The organism is Rhodococcus sp. NPDC059968 (assembly GCF_042738615.1).
GTDB lineage: Bacteria > Actinomycetota > Actinomycetes > Mycobacteriales > Mycobacteriaceae > Rhodococcus_F.
This window is the reverse complement of record NZ_JBHWUE010000285.1, coordinates 1-1,190: the sequence shown is the minus strand read 5'-3', so window position 1 is coordinate 1,190 and position 1,190 is coordinate 1. Positions and strand designations below refer to the sequence as shown.

Annotated in this window: 1 protein-coding gene; it reads right to left on the bottom strand. The window is 66.6% G+C overall.

Features of this window, described 5'->3' with window-relative positions:
• Positions 1-96: 96 nt before the first annotated feature.
• The coding region (gene ltrA, locus ACFWAY_RS53865; protein WP_378516553.1) for a group II intron reverse transcriptase/maturase at positions 97-1,190 on the bottom strand (1,094 nt) is incomplete at its 5' end.

The following is a 1,190-nucleotide window of genomic DNA, read 5'->3' as shown; positions in this document are numbered from 1 at the left end:
AATAGGGTCGGGAACTGGCGCGGTGACGCAGTACGTGCGTTCCGTTTCCAGCCCCCGCCACCTCGATTCCGTGCATGCGGTTCTCCCGCACACGGCTCACCGACGTCGTTCACCACCGGCATTCGGCTTCCCCCGCCAGTCCCGGAAGGGCCTGGGGGCGACGACGTTCCCAGAAAGGCTGACCAGGCCCAGATGGTCCGGAGAGGCATACGCCACCACGTGCCATCCGAAGCTGCGGGAGCGCTTGTGACGTTTGCCGATGAACAGCGCCATCCGCATCCGCACGTACTCCCTGATCACCCCGAAGCGGTGTGCTGAGTTGCCGTACTTGAAGTACGCCGCCCAGCCGTTCAGGAACAAGTTGAGGTCCTGAACCACCACCTCGGTCGGCAGCAGCAATCGGGAGCGGTCCGTCAATTCCCGGATCCGTTCCCGTGCGTGCCGCACCGCCTTGTCCGCGGGCCAGCGGGCGAGGAAGGGGAACGGCCGCCGCCCGGGGCGAGCGGGCGCGTTCACCAACCGATGATGGAAACCGAGGAAGTCCACTCCCTCGCCTCCCACCCGAAGGTGCACAATCCTGGTCTTGGCCTCCTTCGGCTCCAAGCCGAGATCGGCCAGCAGTTCCCGAAGCCGCGTCAACGCGGCCTCGGCCTGCCGCCGGGACCTGCACATCACCAGCGCGTCGTCGGCATAACGCACCAGGACCCCGTGCTCGTCCACGTCCCATGCCCGGTCGAGCCGGTGCAGGTAGACGTTGCAGAGCAAGGCGGATGCAACCCCGCCCTGTGGGGTTCCGGTGACCGGCCGACGGACCTGCCCCTCCTCCATCACTCCCGCGCGCAACATCACGCGCAGCAGCTTCAGGAACGGCTGGTCGCAGACACGTTCCTCGACCGCCTGCATCAACTTCTCGATCGGAATCGCCTCGAAACAGTTGGCGATGTCCGTCTCCACCACCCACCGACACCCCCGCCAGGACTCATCGATGAGCACCTGCAGCGCGTCATGGGCACCACGCCGGGGACGGAACCCGAACGAGCACGGAAGGAAATCCGCCTCGAACACCGGCTCCGCCACCAGTTTCCACGCGGCCTGGACGATCCGGTCGCGCACCGAAGGAATCGACAGCGGCCTTTGCTCCACCGTGCCGGGCTTGGGGATGAACACCCGACGCGCCGGGAGCGGACGAT